At 71.3% G+C, this 16,874-nt stretch carries 14 protein-coding genes; 9 read left to right on the top strand and 5 right to left on the bottom strand.

Going from position 1 to position 16,874, the window contains the following annotated elements:
- Nucleotides 1–134: 134 nt before the first annotated feature.
- Nucleotides 135–752, top strand: a complete 618-nt coding sequence (gene engB / locus ACSR87_RS06415; protein WP_498529890.1) for a GTP-binding protein EngB — start codon at nucleotides 135–137, stop codon at nucleotides 750–752.
- A gap of 45 nt (nucleotides 753–797) precedes the next feature.
- Here the strand turns inward: engB and ddh are convergent, their stop codons facing one another.
- The gene (ddh, locus tag ACSR87_RS06410) at nucleotides 798–1,724 is read right to left on the bottom strand and encodes a D-2-hydroxyacid dehydrogenase (protein WP_498529889.1); all 927 of its coding nucleotides are present in this window, start codon (nucleotides 1,722–1,724) and stop codon (nucleotides 798–800) included.
- A 334-nt stretch (nucleotides 1,725–2,058) separates the two neighbouring features.
- Entirely contained in the window at nucleotides 2,059–3,300 is a 1,242-nt protein-coding gene (locus tag ACSR87_RS06405; RefSeq protein WP_498529888.1) for an eIF2B alpha/beta/delta subunit family protein, read from the bottom strand.
- A 60-nt stretch (nucleotides 3,301–3,360) separates the two neighbouring features.
- Here ACSR87_RS06405 and ACSR87_RS06400 point away from each other — a divergent pair, with 60 nt between their 5' ends.
- The 3 genes from ACSR87_RS06400 to ACSR87_RS06390 all read left to right on the top strand — a co-directional run bounded on the left by ACSR87_RS06400 (nucleotide 3,361) and on the right by ACSR87_RS06390 (nucleotide 5,767).
- Nucleotides 3,361–3,855 (top strand): metallophosphoesterase family protein, encoded by a 495-nt coding sequence (locus tag ACSR87_RS06400; protein ID WP_498529887.1) that lies wholly within the window; start codon nucleotides 3,361–3,363, stop codon nucleotides 3,853–3,855.
- A 117-nt stretch (nucleotides 3,856–3,972) separates the two neighbouring features.
- Complete coding sequence (locus ACSR87_RS06395; RefSeq protein ID WP_008574909.1) at nucleotides 3,973–4,728, top strand: coenzyme F420-0:L-glutamate ligase; 756 nt, start codon at nucleotides 3,973–3,975, stop codon at nucleotides 4,726–4,728.
- A 52-nt stretch (nucleotides 4,729–4,780) separates the two neighbouring features.
- Nucleotides 4,781–5,767, top strand: a complete 987-nt coding sequence (locus ACSR87_RS06390) for a 5,10-methylenetetrahydromethanopterin reductase (RefSeq protein WP_498529886.1) — start codon at nucleotides 4,781–4,783, stop codon at nucleotides 5,765–5,767.
- On the opposite strand, the gene ACSR87_RS06385 is transcribed toward ACSR87_RS06390, so the two are convergent.
- Entirely contained in the window at nucleotides 5,721–5,957 is a 237-nt protein-coding gene (locus ACSR87_RS06385) for a DUF8024 family protein (protein WP_008574911.1), read from the bottom strand. The genes ACSR87_RS06390 and ACSR87_RS06385 overlap by 47 nt on opposite strands.
- Before the next feature lie 136 nt (nucleotides 5,958–6,093).
- Here ACSR87_RS06385 and ACSR87_RS06380 point away from each other — a divergent pair, with 136 nt between their 5' ends.
- Entirely contained in the window at nucleotides 6,094–6,456 is a 363-nt protein-coding gene (locus ACSR87_RS06380) for a DUF7573 domain-containing protein (RefSeq protein WP_008574912.1), read from the top strand.
- A 111-nt stretch (nucleotides 6,457–6,567) separates the two neighbouring features.
- Here ACSR87_RS06380 and mutL read toward each other — a convergent pair whose 3' ends face one another.
- Both mutL and mutS read right to left on the bottom strand, forming a co-directional pair.
- The gene (gene mutL / locus ACSR87_RS06375; protein WP_498529885.1) at nucleotides 6,568–8,259 is read right to left on the bottom strand and encodes a DNA mismatch repair endonuclease MutL; all 1,692 of its coding nucleotides are present in this window, start codon (nucleotides 8,257–8,259) and stop codon (nucleotides 6,568–6,570) included.
- Nucleotides 8,256–11,036 (bottom strand): DNA mismatch repair protein MutS, encoded by a 2,781-nt coding sequence (mutS, locus tag ACSR87_RS06370; protein ID WP_498529884.1) that lies wholly within the window; start codon nucleotides 11,034–11,036, stop codon nucleotides 8,256–8,258. Before mutS ends, mutL begins: the two co-directional genes overlap by 4 nt.
- A gap of 205 nt (nucleotides 11,037–11,241) precedes the next feature.
- Here mutS and ACSR87_RS06365 point away from each other — a divergent pair, with 205 nt between their 5' ends.
- Genes ACSR87_RS06365 through ACSR87_RS06350 form a run of 4 tightly spaced genes read left to right on the top strand, consistent with a single transcriptional unit; the run spans nucleotide 11,242 to nucleotide 16,838 of the window.
- Entirely contained in the window at nucleotides 11,242–12,198 is a 957-nt protein-coding gene (locus ACSR87_RS06365; RefSeq protein WP_498529883.1) for an AAA family ATPase, read from the top strand.
- A gap of 5 nt (nucleotides 12,199–12,203) precedes the next feature.
- Nucleotides 12,204–13,232, top strand: a complete 1,029-nt coding sequence (locus tag ACSR87_RS06360; RefSeq protein WP_498529882.1) for a DUF58 domain-containing protein — start codon at nucleotides 12,204–12,206, stop codon at nucleotides 13,230–13,232.
- Entirely contained in the window at nucleotides 13,229–15,484 is a 2,256-nt protein-coding gene (locus ACSR87_RS06355) for a transglutaminase domain-containing protein (RefSeq protein ID WP_498529881.1), read from the top strand. The genes ACSR87_RS06360 and ACSR87_RS06355 overlap by 4 nt, the downstream gene beginning before the upstream one ends.
- A gap of 52 nt (nucleotides 15,485–15,536) precedes the next feature.
- The gene (locus ACSR87_RS06350) at nucleotides 15,537–16,838 is read left to right on the top strand and encodes a DUF7345 domain-containing protein (RefSeq protein ID WP_498529880.1); all 1,302 of its coding nucleotides are present in this window, start codon (nucleotides 15,537–15,539) and stop codon (nucleotides 16,836–16,838) included.
- Nucleotides 16,839–16,874: the final 36 nt, after the last annotated feature.

Below are 16,874 nucleotides of genomic sequence, written 5' to 3'. Positions count from 1 at the left end.
CGACTTGCGTACGCGTCGTCGGTGAGTCGTCGTGGGGGGCGACTCGCCCGGAGACGTGATTTTTTCGACGCCGACGCCGCAGACCGGCGGGTCCGTTCCGCCCACCTTATCCGTCGCGGTGGCGAATCGCCTGTATGTTCGAAGACCGACCGAACCGCGACGAAATCGTCCTCGTCGGGCGGTCGAACGTGGGGAAGTCAACCCTGATGCGAGAGCTGACGGGTCACAGCAAGTTCACGACGGGCAAGAAGCCCGGCGTCACCCGCAAGCCCAACCACTTCGACTGGAACGCGGTGAGTTTCATGTTCACCGACCTCCCCGGGTTCGGCTTCATGTCCGGCGTCGACCGCGACACCCGCGAGGCCATCAAGACCGACGTGGTTCAGTACATCGAGGAGCACGCCGACGACATCCTCGCGGCGGTCCTGGTCGTCGACGGGAAAAGCGTCATCGACATCATCGACCGCCACACCACCGAGGACTCCATCCCCCACGACGTGGAGATGTTCTTCTTCCTCGACGAACTCGACATCCCGACCGTGGTCGCGGTCAACAAGATGGACAAGGTCGACGACCGCGACGAGCGCCTGAACGACCTCTGTGACCGCCTCGGGCTGTTCCCGCCGTGGAAGCAGTGGCGGAACGTCATCGCGCCCATCACGGCCAAGCGCGGCGACATCTCCCACCTCGAAGAGGCCCTGCGGTCGCACCTCCACGAGCAGGGCCGCGACGACCTGTTCAAGTTCCTCTGAGCGAGGCGCTGACGCGCCGACATCTCGACCCGTCGTCCCGCGAACTCACGCTACCCGGTTCGTGAGCGGGTCGCCGGCGGCTATCTTCTCGACGTTCTCTCCCACGAGCGCCGCGATGTCCTCGTGGTACTTCCCCGTCGCGGCGCTCGCGTGCGGCGTGACGAGCACCTCGTCGAACTCCCACAGCGACGACTCCGCGGGCAGCGGTTCCGTCTCGAACACGTCGAGCGCCGCGCCCGCGATGTCGCCGCCGTCGAGCGCCGCCACGAGGTCGTCCTCGTCGACGACGGGGCCGCGCGCGACGTTCACAAGGTAGGCGTCCTCGCGCATCGCGTCGAGTTCCGGCGCGGCGACCATGCCCTCGGTCTCCGCGGTTAGCGGCATCGCCAGCACGACGAATCGGGCGTCGGCGACGGCCTCGTGAAGCCGGTCGGGGGTGAACACCGTCGAGACGTGCTCGACCGGGTCACCGGAGCGCCGGACGCCGACGACTTCCATCCCGAGGGCGGCCGCGCGGTCGACGACGCCCCGGCCGAGCGTGCCGAGGCCGACGACGCAGACGCGCTCGCCGTCGAGGGTGAACGGTTCCTTGTAGCGCGGGAGGTTCCACTCGCGGTCGCGCTGGGCGTCTCGGTAGGCGTGGAGGCGGCGGGCGAGCGTCAGCATATAGGCGACGACCGTCTCTCCGACCGTGGTCCCGTGGACGCCGGTGCTGTTCGTGAGGGCCGTGCCGGCCGCCTCGTAGGCGTCCACGGGGAACTCGTCGTAGCCGGCGCGGACGCAGTGGACCCAGTCGGCGTCGACGAAGGCGTCTCTGTGGCCGAACGTGGCGACCGCGTCGCCCGGCCCGAACTCCTCGTCGTCGCCGACGCGCTCGACGGGCACGCCGCGGCCCGAAAGCGCCTCGACGAACAGCCCCGGGGGCATCGTCCGACCGACCGACTCGTCGACCGCGATGCGTTCGATGTGCATGGCCGAGGGGTCGCGGCGGCTCACGAAGGACGTTGCGGCTTCGGCGTCGGTGTCCGGTTTTCGGGTGTCCGACGAGAGCCCGTTCGGTCCCAGCAGGTGGCCCGGTTCGCGAGAAGCGCGTACGCGACGCTCCGGGGCAACGAGATTCGGAGCGACAGAGCGACGGGTCGTCAGTAGTTGGTGGCTCGGATGAAATCTATCATCACAAGGGGCTGAGTGGGGGTAACCTTCGTCATCGCCACCGAGTCGGAGTCTGCGGCGGACGCCCAAGAATCCACCCTTTTGCCCCCGCCGGCAGTGGTCCCGGCGGTTCCCAGAACCCCGCACTCCCGACTCAGCCGTCCCACGCCGCCAGCGCGGCGTGTTCGGCCGCGACCGCGCCGATTTCGTCCGCGTCCAACACGCCATCCTCGGTGACGACGCCCGGGAGCAGGTCCGCGGGGACGACCTCGAAAAGCGGGTTCTCTGTCCGTATCGCGGCCTCGCCGTCGTATCGGTCTCCGGCCTCCTCGCCGACGAACTGGTCGTCGCCGCGCACCTTGTCGCGGGCGCAGACGGCGAACACGGGCACGTCGGCGCGGGCGGCCGCGAGCGCGACGGGGAGGCTTCCGACCTTGTTGACGACGCCGCCGGACGCGAGCACCGAGTCGGCTCCGACGAGGACGGCGTCGACTTCGCCGGCCGCGACGAGTCCGGGGAGCGCCGCGTCGGTGGTCAGCGTCACGTCCCGTCCGTCGCGGGCGAGTCGTTCCGCGACGCCGACGCCCTCGCCGCCGGGTCGGGATTCGGAGACGAGGACGGCGACTGCGGCGGCCTCGGCGGCTTCGAGCGCCGCGAGGACGGTCCCCGACCGCGAGAGCGTGGCGAGTCGGTCGACCCCGCGCTCTCTGATGAGTTCGGCGGCGCGAGTGGCTGCCGCGTCGTCGGCTTCGGCGGCGGTGTCGATAGCCGCCTCGGCGCGTCGGCGGACCGATTCGGGGTCGGGGTCCGCTTCCGCCATGACGCGATTGACGCGGTTCTCGACGGCGGCCATGCTCGGTCGGGCGTCGCGGAGTCGCCGGGCGACCGACGCGAGCGCGTCCCGCGAGTCCGTCTCGGCGGCGGCGTCGCGCAGGACCTCCAGCGCCCGGAGCGAAATCCACGCCGAGCCGTGGGTCTCGTCGCCGGCGACGGTCTCGACCGCGGGCGCGACCCGGCGGTAGGTCGCCCAGAGTCCGGGGACCGTCTCGCGGTCCCGCATCTCGGTCGGGTGGACCCACTCGACCGCGGCGAGTTCCTCGTTGGTGTCGATATCGCGGCTCTCGGCGTCGAACAGGAACGGGTGGACGGTCCACTCGCGGCCCTCGTCGGTGACCGTGAGGGGTTCCCCAGCACGGACGAACTCGGCGTCGGCCTCGCGAACGCCGACCTCCTCGGCGAGTTCGCGCCGGGCGTCGCGCTCGGCGTCTTCGGGGTCGCCCTCGACGTAGCCGGAGACGCCGGCCCAGCGGCCCTGATACGTTCCGACGGCGTCGCTCCGGCGGGCGAGGAGGACGCGACCGCCGTGGCGGAGGAAGACGGTGACGACGTGTGGCATATCCTGACTTACGGCCGCGACTGACAAAACGACTATTCAGGCCGGTCGCGTGGTGTCGGTATGCGACTCGCTATCCTGAGCGACACGCACGTTCCGGGGCGGGCCGACGGGATTCCCTCGTGGGTCGAAGCCAGGGTCCGCGAGGCCGACCTCGTGATTCACGCGGGCGACTTCGACTCGCCGGACGCGCTCGCGCGCTTCCGCGACCTCTCGGCGCGGTTCGTCGGCGTCCGCGGGAACGTCGACCCGCCGGGCATCGACCTCCCGTTCGTCGAGGTCGCGGAGGTCGGCGGCGTCACGTTCGTCGTCACCCACGGCACGGGCACGCGGACGGGCTACGAGTCCCGCGTCGCCGACGCGGTCAGAGACGCCGCGGGCGACGGCGCGGTCGGCGTCGCGGGCCACATCCACGAGGTGGTCGACGAGACGGTCGACGGCGTCCGCGTCCTCAATCCGGGCACCGCGACGGCGGCGAATCCGGGCGACGACGCGACGATGATGGTCGGCACGGTCACCGACGGCTCGGTGTCGGTCGAGGTCGTCCGCGACGACTGAGGTCGGCGCGTCGTCGCGCTGTCTCGCAGCCGAGCCGCTTCCGGTCGCCCGCCTGCGATACCGGCCCGGTTCGCCAGCATCCCGTCGTTTTTCACCGCCCTCGCCCTCCGAAGCGGTATGGAGCTGTTTCCCGTCTCCGGCGTGCCCGAGATTCGCGAGGGCGACGACCTCGCCGCCCTCGTCTCCGAGCGCGTCGACCTCCGGCCCGACGACGTGGTTTGTGTCGCCTCCACCGTCGTCTCGAAGGCCGAAGGGCGGTTCGCGGACCTCGACGACTTCCCGGCCGGTCCGCGGGCGCGCGAACTCGCCGCCCGCCTCGCCGAACTGACCGGCGACGAGAAGGACCCGCGGTTCGCGCAGGCGGTCCTCGAAGAGAGCGTCGACCTCGTCATGTCGGAGCCGTTTCTCCTGACGGAGACGCGGTTCGGCCACGTCGGCGTCAACGCCGGCATCGACCGCTCGAACGTCCCCGACCACGACCTGCTGTTGCTCCCGAAGCGCCCGAGCGAGTCGGCAGAGCGCATCCGCGCCGGCGTCGACGCCGACCGGGTAATCGTCACCGACACCTGCGGCCGGCCGTTCCGACACGGCCAGCGCGGCGTCGCCATCGGCTGGGCGGGGCTGAGCGCCTCGCGCGACTGGCGCGGCGAGGCCGACCGCGACGGCCGCGAACTCGGCGTCACCGTCGAGAGCGTCGTGGACGAACTCGCCGCGGCCGCCAACCTCGTGCAGGGCGAGGGCGACGGCGGCACGCCCGTCGTCGTCGTCCGCGACTTCGAGTGGGGCGACCACGGCGAAAGCGACGCCCACTTCCGCGACATCGACGGCGACTTCGTGCGACAGGCGCTCCGCGAGTGGCGCTACGACCCCTGACGACTCGCATCACCATTCCACGCACACACCGCGCTCACACTACATTCACACCATGCTCGGACTCGAACTCACCCCGGAACATCCCGTCGACGACCTCGTCGAACTGGGCGCGCAGGCGGAACGCGAGGGCTACGACTCGTGTTTCGTCTCGTGTCACTACAACAACCGCGACCCCTTCGCGGTCCTCGCGCGACTCGCGGCCGAGACCGACGACATCCGCCTCGGCCCCGGCGTCGCCAACCCCTACGAGCGACACCCCGTGACGCTCGCCGGCAAAGTGGCGACCGTCGCTGAAGCCTCGGGCGGTCGCGGCCTGCTCGGCATCGGCCCGGGCGACCCCTCGACGCTCCGCAACCTCGGCCTCGAAGACGAGCGCGGCCTCCGCTCCGTGCTTGAGGCGTTCAAGGTCGCACAGCAACTCTGGGACGGCGAGCGCGTCAGCCACGACGGCACGTTCGAGGCGGCCGACGCCGGCCTCAACTTCGACGTGCCCGGCGAGGTGCCGGTGTACGTCGGCGGCGAGGGCCCGCACATGTGCCGCATGGCCGGCAAGCACGCCGACGGCCTGCTGTTCAACGGCTCGCACCCCGACGACCTCGCGTGGGCCAGAGAACAGGTCGATATGGGCGTCGAGGACCGCCCCGACTCCCGCGGCGAGTTCACCCTCGCCGCCTACGCCAGCGTCTCCGTCTCGGAGGACGCGGACGCGGCCCGCGAGGCCGCCCGCCCGCCGGTCGCCTTTATCGCCGCGGGGGCGGCCCCGCCGGTCCTCGACAGACACGGCATCGACGCCGACCGCGCGAGCGACATCGGTGAAAAGATTTCCGCCGGCGACTTCTCCGAGGCGTTCGGCCTCGTCACGCCGGCGATGATAGACGCCTTCTCGATGGCCGGCACGCCCGACGACGTGGCCGACCGGATGGACGCGGTGCTCGAACACGCCGACGGCGTCGTGGTCGGGTCGCCGGTCGGCCCCGACCTCGAAGAAGCGATTACTCTCGCTGCGGCGGCCTACCGCTCGACGAACCGACGCCGATGATGCCGAGTTCCGCGCCGAGTGCGCCGAGGGCGACGTAGGCGAACGCGCCGACCGAGACGACCATTACGGCACCCCCGGTGAGGATGAGAAACGGCGACAGGATATCGCTCGTCGCCACGCTCGCGAAGTTGAACACCAACTCGATGAGGCTCTGCAGAATCGCGATGACGAAGTCCGTCAGTGTTGCCATGCGCCACTCTCGGGATTCGGAGGTATTTATTGTGTGGGTTTCGCACGGCGTGCCTCCCGCCGTGTGAGTCCCCGATGGCTCGCGGTTCACGGCGTCGGTCGGCATCGATAAGGACCGCGGCCACGGACGCTGAGTCATGCCGAACCGCTCGCTCGACGACTTCGCCGGCAGTGACGACGGACCGGCCGACGAACCCGATTCAGCCGACACTCTCGATTCAGCCGACGGCCCCGAACTGACTGACACCGCGACTCCGGGCAATGAACCGACCCCGGCCACCGAATCGGCTACTGCCGGCAACGCCGACGATTCCGACGCTGACGATGCTTCCGACCCCGCCGATTCCGACGCCGACGACTCCGACGCACCCGATGTGAGCACGCTCGCCACCTACCGATGGACCCCTGAAGCCACGGCCTGCCCGCAGTGCGGCGAGTCGGTACAAAAGCGGTGGCTCGACGGCGACGAGTACGTCTGTCTCGATTGCAAGGACTGGTAGCGGCCGGCCGAGCCATCGCTGTACCTATTCAGTAACTATCTCCGCACGAGCTACCGCGCCACTTCGCACGACTGCGACGGGATGGCTCGGCAACTTGCTCTCGTCGAGTCCCTACCCGAGCCGGCCGCTCCGCCGGCCGAACCCGCGGACGAACGTCTCCTCGTCGATGGCGAGCACCGTGGGCCGGCCGTGCGGGCAGGTGTAGGGCGTCTCGCACGACCCGAGTCGCTCGACCAGTCTGGCGGCCTCGTCGTCGGTGAGGTCGTCGCCGGCTTTGATGGACGGATGGCACGCGAGGTCTTTCAGCAGTTCGTCCCGCGGGTCGGCGTCGTCGCCGGCGGCGATGTCGGCCACCACGTCCGCGAGCGCGTCCGGGGCGAACGGGCGACCGAGCGGTGCCGGGACCGCTTCGACGCGGTACGTTCCGGTTCCGCCCCCCTCTCCGAACTCGACGACGCGGAAGCCCAGCTTTTCGACGAGGTCGCGGTTCGCGTCGAGGAGCGCCGCGTCGGCCGGCGACAGCGAGACGGTCGCCGGCGGGTCGACGGCGACCGTCTCGATGCCCGCCGATTCGACCGCCCGGCGGAGTCGCTCGTAGTTGATGCGCTCGTGGGCCGCGTGCTGGTCGACGACGAGGAGTTCGTCGTCGGCCTCACAGAGCAGGTACAGGCCGCGGAAGCGCCCGATGACGCGGAGGTCGTCGAACACCGACGCGGCCTCGACGGGCGCGAGCGAGCTATCGAGGTCCATCGCCACCTCGCCGCTCCGCCGGAGGTCGGCCGTCGAGAGCGCGTCGCGGACGCTCGCTTCGACCGCCTCAGCGACCGCGTCGGCGTCTCTGAAGCCCACCTCGTCCTTCGCGGGGTGGACGTTGTGGTCGACCCACGCCGGCGGCAGGCGGAGTCGGACGACGCCGACCGGTTCGCGCCCGTCGGGAAGCAGCGTCCCGTAGCCGTCGGCGACCGCCCGCCGGAGTCGCGGTTCGGCGAGCGCGCGGCCGTTGACCGAGACGTGGACGTGGTCGCGCCGGGAGCGCGTCACCTCGGGGTGACAGAGCGCGCCGTCGACTTCGACCGCGGCCGTCTCGCCGGCCGCGGAGACCTCCCGCGACGCGTCGAACGTCGAGGCGTGGCTCGCGGCGTCGCGACCGTACACCGCCAAGAGCGCGTCCGAGAAGCGGTCGGTGCCGGGCGTCGCGAGCGTGTCGCGGCCGTCGTGTCGCAGGACGAACCGCACGTCCGGCCGCGTGAGCGCGTAGCGCGTGACGACCGCCGAGACGCGGGCGAACTCGGCTTTCGACGACGCCAGCGACTTCTTCCGCGCCGGGCGGTCGGCAAACAGGCCGGTCACGTCGACGGTCGTCCCGCGCGCCCGCCCCGCGGGCGAGACGGTCTTGTCGCGCTCGCCATCGGGCGCGTTCTCCCCGCCGTCGACCGTGACCCGCGTCCCCCGCGGGCCGCCGTCGTTCGTCGTCAGTTCGAGGCGGGCGGCGGCCGCGGCGATGCTCGGCAGCGCCTCGCCTCGGAAGCCGAGCGTCTCGACGGTTTCGAGGTCGTCGGCCGCCGCAAGCTTGCTCGTCGTGTGTCGCTCGACCGCGAGCGCGGCGTCCGACTCGGCCATCCCGCGGCCGTCGTCTGCGACGCGGATTCGGTCGGTGCCGTCGCCGCCGACCTCGATTTCGACGGTCTCAGCGCCGGCGTCGAGCGCGTTTTCAATCAGTTCGACCACGACGCTCGCGGGCCGGGCGACGACCTCGCCGGCGGCGATTTTCGACCGCGTCTCCGGGTCGAGTCGGTGAATCATTCGAGTCTTCCTTTGAGCTCAGACAGGAGGTTCAGCGCCTCCAGCGGCGTTGTGTCCACGAGGTCGGCCTCGCGGAGCGCCTCGGCGACGGCTTCGAGTTCGGGGTTCGGTTCGGTCGTTGCGGCCGTCGCAGTTGCTCGGCTCGGGGTCTCCGTCTGACCGTGACCGTTCTCCAACCCATCGACGTAGGCGGCGAGCGTGCCGTCTTCGGCGGCCTCGTCGGGTTCGCCGTTCCCGGCGGCGACGACGCCGTCCCTTCCTGTGTCGCCCGCGCGCTCGGCGTCGGCGTCGGTCTCGGGTTCGTCCACGAGGGTTCGCGCCCGCTCGACCACGCTCGCGGGTACGCCGGCCAACTGCGCCACTTCGACCCCGTAGGACGACGAGGAGGGGCCGTCGGCGACGCTGTGGAGGAACGTGACCTCGCCGTCGCGCCGCGCGGCGGTGAAATGGAGGTTGAACACGCCCTCGCGGTCGTCGGCCGCGTCGGTGAGGTCGTGGTAGTGGGTCGCAAACAGCGTCGTCGCGCCGACCTCGTCGTGAAGGAACTCGGTGGCCGCGCGGGCGATGGCGAGGCCGTCGGCGGTGGAGGTGCCGCGGCCGACCTCGTCGAGGAGGACGAGCGAGTCGCCGGTGGCGTTGTGGAGGATTTCGGTCAGCTCGCTCATCTCGCGCATGAAGGTGGACTGGCCGCCCGCGATGTCGTCGGACGCGCCGATGCGGGTGAACACGCGGTCGAGAACCGGCAGTCGGGCCGACTTCGCGGGGACGAACCCCCCGACCTGCGCGAGGACGCAGACGAGCGCCACCTGCCGCATGTACGTCGATTTCCCGGACATGTTTGGGCCGGTGACGAGCGCGACGCTCCCCCGCGGGAGGTCGGCGGGGTTCGGGACGAACTCGTCCTGCGCGCGCTCGACGACGGGGTGTCTGCCGCCGTCGATGCGGATGCCGGCGTCCTCGTCGGTCGGGCCGGCCGAGGAGGCGGCGTTCCGGTGGAACTTGGGGCGGGCGTAGTCGTTCGCCACCGCCACGTCCGCGAGCGTCCGGAGCACGTCGAGGTCCGCGAGGGCGTCGGCGACGGCCTGAATCCGGGCCGATTCGGTCGCCACGTCGGCGCGCACCTCGCAGAACAGGTCGTATTCGAGGGCGTCGGCGCGGTCCGAGGCGCGGAGAATCTCGTCTTCGCGCTCCTTCAGTTCGGGCGTGTAGAACCGCTCCGAGTTCTTCAGCGTCTGGCGGCGCTGGTAGTCGTCGGGGACGCGGTCGAGGTTCGGGTTCGTCACCTCGATGTAGTAGCCGTGGACCTGATTGTAACCGACTTCCAGCGAGTCGATGCCGGTGCGCTCCTGCTCGCGGGCTTCGAGGTTCGACACCCACTCGCGGCCCGCCTCGGCGGTGCCGCGGACGTCGTCTAACTCGGCGTCGAAGCCGTCGGCGATGACGCCGCCCTCGGTAATCTCCTGCGGCGGGTCGGAGACGACCGCGTCGCCGACGAGGTCGCGCACGTCTTCGAGTTCGTCCAGCGAGTCGCGGAGGTCCGCCAGCAGGTCGGAATCGGTTCCGGCGAGCGCATCGCGGATTTCCGGCACTCGGTCGAGCGTCGTCTTTAGCGAGCGCAGGTCGCGGGCGTCGGCGCGCTCCCGGGAGACGCGGGCGACCAGCCGTTCGAGGTCGTACACCGACGAGAGGTGCTCTCGGAGGTCGGCGCGGGCGAGGGCGTCGTCGCAGAGGGCCTCGACGGCGTCCAGTCGGGCCTCGATTCGCTCGCGGTCGACGAGCGGGCGGCGGAGCCACGCCTCCAGTCGGCGGCGGCCGAGCGCGCAGGCCGTCTCGTCGAGGACCGAAAACAGCGTGCTTCCCGCGCGGGCGCTCCGCGACTCGAACAGTTCGAGGCTCCGGATGGCCGTCGCGTCGAGTTGGAGGAACTCGCGGGGGTCGAACCGCGTGATGCGGGTGACGTACGCCAGTTGCGAGTCGCCCTGCGCGTACTCGGCGTAGGCGAGCGCCGCGCCGACCGCCCGGAGTTCGGCGGCCGACTCGACCACGGCGTCCGGTCGGGGCGCGTAGGCCGACAGCGTCTCGCGGGCCGCGTCGGCGTCGAACGCCTCCGGTTCGAACGGCGTCTCCATCGGGTCGAACGGGAGGTTCGGGAGGTCGCAGTCGGGACCGACGACGAGTTCGGCGGGCGCGAGGCGCTCCAGTTCTTCGAGCGCCAGCGCGCGGTCGGCCCCGGTGACGAGGCACTCGCCGGTCGAGACGTCCACGACGGCGAGGCCGTAGGTGTCGCCCTCGGCGTCGCTATCGCTACTCCCGCCGTCGCCGCCCCGAGCGACCGCGCCGAGGTAGGTCGCCCGCCCGGCGTCGAGCAGTTCCTCGTCGACGACGGTGCCGGGCGTGATGAGTTGGGTGACCGCGCGGTCGACGAGGCCGGACGCCTCCTCGGCGTCTTCGACCTGTTCCGCGAGCGCGACCCGGTAGCCGGCGTCGAGCAGGCGTTCGAGGTAGCCCGCGGCGTTGTCGATGGGGATGCCGGCCATCGGCCACGTCCCGGTGGAGTCCTCGCGTTGGGTCAGCGTCACCTCGCAGGTGCGGGCGACGGCCTCCGCCGCGCCGCAGAACGCCTCGTAGAAGTCGCCGACCTGAAACAGCACGACGGCGTCGTCGTGTTCCTCGCAGAGGTCGGCGTACTGCGAGAGCATCGGCGTCAGGTCGTCCCGCACTGCCAGCATCTCCGGCGGCGCGCCGTACACCGCCTCCCGCTTGGCGTCCGCGTTCATACTCACACCCGGGTCGCCGAACAATAAAAACGGCCGGGAACGCCCCGGTCGGCGGCCGTCGCCCCGAGTTGTCCCCCGCGATTGCGCGTGTGTACTCCTGACGGGGTCAGTGTGGACACCCAGCAAGGTTAGGTAGACCGAGGCAGTACTAACACGCAGAGACCCGTCGGCGGTGCGGACGGTCGGCGGGGCATCCGGAATATCAATGACTGATGCACATGCAGACGCCGACTTCGACCCCGCGCTCTCGGTCGAGGCGGTGTCGGACCTCGCGACACGAATCTCCGAGAACGTCGAACGGGTCATCGTCGGCCACCACGACGCCATCGAAGACATCATCGTGGCGCTGTTCGCTCGGGGCCACCTCCTCTTGGAGGACGTGCCGGGCGTCGGCAAGACGATGCTCGCCCGCGCTATCGCCACCTCGATAGAGGGCTCGTTCGAGCGCATCCAGTTCACGCCCGACCTCCTCCCGTCCGACGTGACGGGCGTGAACGTGTTCAACCAACAGACCAGCGAGTTCGAGTTCCGCGAGGGGCCGGTCTTCGGGAACGTCGTCCTCGGCGACGAAATCAACCGCGCGCCGCCGAAGACGCAGGCCGCGCTCCTCGAAGTCATGGAGGAGCTTCAGGTGACCGTCGACGGCGTCACCCGCCGCGTCCCCGACCCCTTTACCGTCATCGCCACGCAGAACGACGTGGAACCCGACCGGACGTACGACCTCCCGCTGGCCGAACTCGACCGGTTCATGAAGAAAATCCACCTCGGCTACCCGAACGAGGCCGAGGAGACGGAACTGCTCGGCCGCGTCTCCGGCCACCACCCCATCGAGTCGCTCGAACCCGTCGCATCGGCGGGCGACGTGCGCGACGCCCGCGAGCGCATCCTCGACGTGACGGTGAGCGAGCCGGTCCGCAGCTACGTTTCTCGGCTCGCCGCCGACACCAGAGCGCGCGCCGACCTCGGCGTGAGCCCCCGTGGCTCCATCGCCCTCGTCCGCGCCGCGCAGGCCCGCGCCGCCCTCGACGCCCGCGACTACGTCGTCCCCGACGACGTGCAACGCGAGGTGCGGAGCGTCTGGGCCCACCGCATTCGGACGACCGACGAGCGCGCCGGCCGCGACGTGGCCCAGCGGGCGCTCGACACCGTCCCGGTCGAGTGAGACCGATGCGGCTCACGCTCCGCGGCTGGGTCGCCGTCGCGGTCGTGGTCGTCGGCGTGGCCAACGCCGTCGCCTACGGCCCCCGGGCGCTCAACGCCGTCGTCGTCCCGGTCGCCGTCGGCCTCGTCGTCGGCGCGGTGCAGGTCTGGCGCGTCTCGCCGCCCCGCGTCGAACGCGTCGCGTCCGACGACGGCTTCCCGGGCGGGACCCACACCGTCTCGCTCGATATCGACGCCGACCGGCCGTTTCCGGCCACCGTCTCCGACGCCCTCTCGCCCGGTCTCGACGGCGACACCGCGGTCGATTCGGTCGTCGGCGACGGCCGCATCGACTACGAGGTGACCTACCGCGGCCGCGGCCCGGCGACGCTCGGCCCCGCGACCGTCGTCGCCCGCGACATCCTCGGGCTGTTCTCGAAATCGTTCACCGCCGGCGGGACGACCGAGGTGCTCGTCTTCCCGCGAGTTCGGTCGCTCGGCGCGACCGCCCGCCGCGACCTCTCGGCACTCGCGGACGCGGGGCGAACCGACGAGCGCGCCGAGTTCGACCGCCTGCGGGAGTACGTCCCCGGCGACCCGCTCCGCGACATCCACTGGAAGTCGAGCGCCAAGTCCGGCGACCTCGTGGTGAAAGCCTACGCCGACCGGGTTACGGCCGACGCGGTGCGCGTCTCGGCCGGCGCGACCGACGGCCACGAGGACGACGCGGCGGAGGCGGCCGCGACGCTCTGCTGTGCGCTCCTCGACGCCGGCGTTCCGGTCCACCTCACCTCGCCCGCGGGGGTCGTCGAGGCGACGCCCGGCGACCGACGGCGCGTCCTCGGCCACCTCTCGCGACTCCGCTCGGGGTCGGTCCCCGACGAGACCGCCGCGGTCGTCGTCAGCGGCGACGCCGGGAAGACCCGGGTCGCGCTCGGCGGCCGCGAGACCACGTTTGACCGCCTGCGCGCCGACAGCGACGCGGCGGATGGGTCGAACCGGAATCCGGTGAGTCGCGTCGGAACCCGCCGACCCGACTCGGGGGTATCGGCGTGACGGTCGCCGGCGAGTCGGCGTCGGCGTCCGCTTCAGCCGACTCGACAAACACCGTCTTCGGCGTCCCCGCGGGCCTCCTCGCCACGGCGGCGTCGTTGGTGCTCATCGGCGCGTTCCTCGCGGTCGTCTACGACATCACAGACGTCGTGGGCCGCCGCGACCAGTTCGTCCTCCTCGCCGCGGGGACGCTCGGTCTCGCCACCGTCGTGGGCTGGACGCTCCGCCCTCGCTACGCGCTCGGCCTCGCGGTTCTCATCGCCGGCGGCGGCTTCGCGGCGTACTTCCTCGCGCTCCCCGAGAGCCAGGTCGCGCTGCTCTCGCCGGAGCGCCTCTTGGCCGACACGTTCGCGCTCCTCAGCGGTCTCTCGGCGCTCCGGCTCCTGTCGGCCGACGTGTGGGCGCTCGCGGTGACGCCCGGCCCGGTGTTCCTCGCGTGGTATCTCGCGGTCCGCGGGCGAATCGCGCCGGCCGTCGCGGTTGCCGGGAGCGGCCTCGGCCTGTTCGTCCTCACCACCGACGCCACGGGGACGCTCACGCTCCTCGGCGTCGGCGCGGGCATGGCCGCGGTCGGCTTCGACGGCATCGATCGCTTCGGGAGCGCCGGCGGCCAACTCGACGTGCTGACGGTCGTCCTCGCCGCGATGGTCGTGCTCTCTGCTACCGTCACGGTCCTCCCCGGCGCGGGCGGGTCGCCGGTCATCCCCGACGGGGGCGTGGCCGAGGAGCCGACCGTCGAAGCCAGCCTCGTGAGCGCCGACGACCGCATCTCAATCGTCGGGAGCATCAGTCTCTCGCCGCAGGTCCGCTTCGAGGTCCAGAGCACCTCGCCGGACTACTGGCAGACCGCGACGTTCGACCGCTACACCGGCGACGGCTGGGTCAGGACCGGCGACACCCGCGACTACGAGGGCGGCCGGTTGGCCGGTCCCGAAGGCCCCTCGCGGCTGGTCCGCCAGACCGTCACGCCGGCGACGCCGCTCGACTCGATGCCCGCGGCGTGGCGGCCCGTCGCCGTCTCCGGCGACATCGAAAACGAGACGCTCGTCACTCAACAGGGGAACCTCCGGCCCGACCGCACCGTCGAAATCGGGGAGACCTACAACGTCACGAGCGAGGTCCCGCAGTACACCCCGGCGTCGCTCCGGCGGACGGGAACCGACTACCCCGACGAGATACGCGAGCGGTATCTCGCGCTGCCCGACAGCACGTCCGACCGCGTTCGCGACCGCGCCGCCGAAATCGCGGGCGACGCTGAGACGCCCTACGACAAGGCCGTCGCGGTCGAGGAGTGGCTCGAAGCCAACAAGGAGTACTCGCTTCGGGTGTCTCGGCCCGACGGCGACATCGCCGAGTCGTTCCTCTTCGAGATGGACGCCGGCTACTGCACCTACTACGCCTCGACGATGGTCGTGCTCCTCCGCTCGGAGGGCGTCCCCGCGCGGTTCGTCACCGGCTACACGACCGGCGAGCAGGTCGGTGACGACCGCTACGTCGTCCGCGGCCTCGACTCCCACGCGTGGGTCGAAGTCTACTTCGAGGACACCGGCTGGGTGCGCTTCGACCCGACGCCCGCCGGCCCCCGAGAGGACGCGGAATCGACGACGCTCAGCGACGCCCGCGACGAGGGCCAGACGGGCATCGACACCGACGAGACGGACGCCGAGTCCAACGAGACCGACGAGCCCACGCCGACCGCGACCGACACCGAGACGCCGACCGAAAACGGGACCGAGACGAACGCGACGCCCGCCGGCGGCAGCCCGCCGGCCCCCGGTATCGACGAGCGCCTCGGCGTCACCCCCGCGGGCGACGGCGCGGCCGAAGACGACGAGGGCGGCGGCCTCCTCCCCGAACTACCGTCTCGGGAGACGCTGTTCGTCGGTCTCGTCGGCCTCCTCGGCGTCGCCGCCGGCGTCAGGCGAACGCGGCTCCCGGCGCACCTCCGGTTTGCGACCGCGGCGTACCAGCGGCGCACCGACTCGCCGGCCGACGACGTGTTCCGGGCGTACGACCGCCTCGAACTCGCCCTCGAACGCGAGTACCGGCCGCGTCGCCCCGGCGAGACGGTCAGGGCGTATCTCGACTCGCTGTCCCGCGTCGGCGTCGACGAGCGGACCCGACAGGTCGGCCGACTCTACGAGCGCGCGAAGTACGGCGACGGCGTCACCCGCGCCGACGCCGACGAGGCCGTGGCCGCGGCGAACGCCGTCGTCCGCGGTCGTCTGCCGCTCGTCAGACGCTGGACGGACTGAGCGGCGCGAAGAACCGCGTCACTTTTTCTGCGTGCGCTCGCACGAACGCTCAATGGCGACACGAGACGCTGTCTTCGCACTCCTGTGTGCCGCTCTCTGCGTGCTCGCCGTGGTCGCGCCGACCGCGGCCGCACAGGAGAGCACCGCGAGCGGTCCGGGCGTCGAACCGCTCGTCCAGCAGGGCGTCGAACCCGACAGCACGCGAATCGTCGTCGAGGTCTCCGAGCGCGGCGACGCCCGTTGGGAGATTCAGTACTGGACCCGGCTCGACGACGAGAACACGACCGAGGCCTTCCAGTCGCTCCAAGACGACGTGCGGGCCAATCCCGACGACTACACCGCGGCGTTCGCGGAGCGCATCGCCTCGACCGTCGGGGCCGCCGAGAACGCCACCGGCCGGGAGATGAACGCCACGAACGTCTCGGTTTCGGCGGAGACGCGGTCGCTCCCCGATAGCTTCGGGGTCGTCAGCTACTCCTTCGAGTGGTCCAACTTCGCGGCGGTCGACGGCGACCGACTCGTCGTCGGCGACGCCATCGAGGGCTTCTTCCTCGACAGTAGCTCCCGACTCATCCTCTCGTGGCCCGACGACTACGGCGCGACGACCGTCGAGCCCGCGGGCGACGAGACCCGCGAGAACGCGGTCATCTGGCGCGGCACCCAGACCGAGTTCGTCTCGGGCGAGCCGAACGTCGTCCTCGAACGCGGCGCTGGCGGTTCGGAACCCTCGGCGACGCCCACGCCCACACCGACGCCGGGCGACTCCGAGACGCCCGCCGCGGGCGACGACCCGTTCCCGACGACGACCGCGCTCATCGTGCTCGCGCTCGTCGTTCTCGTCGGTGCCGGCGCGGTCTATCTCCGCTCGCGGGGCGCGCTCGGCGGCGGCGACGGCGGTGCAGATGCAGTCGACGCGACCGGCGGGACGGACGCCGACGCACCCGCCGACTCGACCGCCGCGAGCGCGGGCGAAGCCGGTTCGGAGCCGGCGGCCGACGACGCCGCGACGGCCGCGGCGACCGCCGGTGCCGGTGCAGATACCGCCGACGCCGACGATACCGACGAGTCCGACGCGAGCGACGACGGCGAGCCGAGTCCGCCGCCGGAACTCCTCAGCAACGAAGAGCGCGTCCTCCGACTCATCGAGTCCCGCGGGGGCCGCATCAAGCAACAGGAGGTCGCGGGCGCGCTCGACTGGACCGACGCGAAGACGAGCAAGGTCGTCCGCGGGATGCGCGACGAGGGGACCATCGAGGGCTTCCGCCTCGGCCGCGAGAACGTCCTGCGACTGCCCGAAGACGACGACGGAGGCGCGGACGCTCCCGACGGCGACGGCGACTCGAACGGGGTATAAATTTCTTACGACCGTTTCGGTCGGTGGTCGGTGCCT

The organism is Haloferax sp. SDI50, assembly GCF_059802635.1.
Note: the sequence above shows the minus strand (reverse complement) of the source record. Positions and strands in the feature narration are given on the sequence as shown.

Coding starts and splice junctions, on each gene's coding strand:
- engB (WP_498529890.1), top strand. CDS start 135: ATGTTCGAAGACCGACCGAACCGCGACGAAATCGTCCTCGTCGGGCGG.
- ACSR87_RS06405 (WP_498529888.1), bottom strand. CDS start 3,300: ATGCCACACGTCGTCACCGTCTTCCTCCGCCACGGCGGTCGCGTCCTC.
- ACSR87_RS06400 (WP_498529887.1), top strand. CDS start 3,361: ATGCGACTCGCTATCCTGAGCGACACGCACGTTCCGGGGCGGGCCGAC.
- ACSR87_RS06380 (WP_008574912.1), top strand. CDS start 6,094: ATGCCGAACCGCTCGCTCGACGACTTCGCCGGCAGTGACGACGGACCG.
- mutL (WP_498529885.1), bottom strand. CDS start 8,259: ATGATTCACCGACTCGACCCGGAGACGCGGTCGAAAATCGCCGCCGGC.
- ACSR87_RS06365 (WP_498529883.1), top strand. CDS start 11,242: ATGACTGATGCACATGCAGACGCCGACTTCGACCCCGCGCTCTCGGTC.
- mutS (WP_498529884.1), bottom strand. CDS start 11,036: ATGAACGCGGACGCCAAGCGGGAGGCGGTGTACGGCGCGCCGCCGGAG.
- ACSR87_RS06350 (WP_498529880.1), top strand. CDS start 15,537: ATGGCGACACGAGACGCTGTCTTCGCACTCCTGTGTGCCGCTCTCTGC.
- ddh (WP_498529889.1), bottom strand. CDS start 1,724: ATGCACATCGAACGCATCGCGGTCGACGAGTCGGTCGGTCGGACGATG.
- ACSR87_RS06390 (WP_498529886.1), top strand. CDS start 4,781: ATGCTCGGACTCGAACTCACCCCGGAACATCCCGTCGACGACCTCGTC.
- ACSR87_RS06395 (WP_008574909.1), top strand. CDS start 3,973: ATGGAGCTGTTTCCCGTCTCCGGCGTGCCCGAGATTCGCGAGGGCGAC.
- ACSR87_RS06360 (WP_498529882.1), top strand. CDS start 12,204: ATGCGGCTCACGCTCCGCGGCTGGGTCGCCGTCGCGGTCGTGGTCGTC.
- ACSR87_RS06385 (WP_008574911.1), bottom strand. CDS start 5,957: ATGGCAACACTGACGGACTTCGTCATCGCGATTCTGCAGAGCCTCATC.